Annotated in this window: 1 pseudogene; it reads left to right on the top strand. The window is 44.2% G+C overall.

Annotation, left to right across the window (positions count from 1 at the left end):
- Positions 1-763, top strand: a pseudogene (gene secA / locus R7R78_RS25835) (preprotein translocase subunit SecA); the annotation flags it as partial.

The following is a 763-nucleotide window of genomic DNA, read 5'->3' as shown; positions in this document are numbered from 1 at the left end:
CGAACATGCCTCCTCAAGAGAAAAAAGAAGCGTACCAAGCTGATATTCTATACGGAACAAACAACGAGTTTGGTTTCGATTACTTGCGCGACAACATGGCTTTCCGCAATGAAGACCGTGTTCAGCGCGAACGTTTCTTTGCTGTGGTCGATGAGGTGGACTCAATCCTTATCGATGAAGCTCGTACTCCTTTGATCATCTCTGGTCCGGCAGAAGACAGTTCAGAACTTTACACTCGAATCAACCTGCTTATCCCACACCTACAGAAGCAAGATAAAGAAGATTCTGAAGAGTATCGTGGCGATGGTCACTACACTGTTGATGAAAAATCAAAACAAGTTCACTTGACTGAAACGGGTCAAGAATACGTAGAAGAGCTATTGGTTAAAAATGGTTTGATGGAAGAAGGTGATACATTGTACTCACCTGCGAACATCAGCTTGCTTCACCACGTAAATGCTGCTCTACGAGCACATGTGCTGTTTGAGCGTAACGTGGATTACATCGTTAACGATGACGGCGAAGTTGTGATCGTTGATGAACACACTGGTCGTACAATGCCAGGTCGTCGTTGGTCAGAAGGTCTTCACCAAGCTGTCGAAGCGAAAGAAGGCGTTAAGATCCAAAACGAAAACCAAACGCTAGCCTCTATCACATTCCAGAATTACTTCCGTCTATACGAGAAACTGTCTGGTATGACTGTTACAGCGGATACTGAAGCGTTTGAGTTCCAATCTATTTATGGCTTGGAAACTGTTGTTAT

It is taken from the genome of Vibrio sp. 2134-1, from assembly GCF_033339495.1.
Note: the sequence above shows the minus strand (reverse complement) of the source record. Positions and strands in the feature narration are given on the sequence as shown.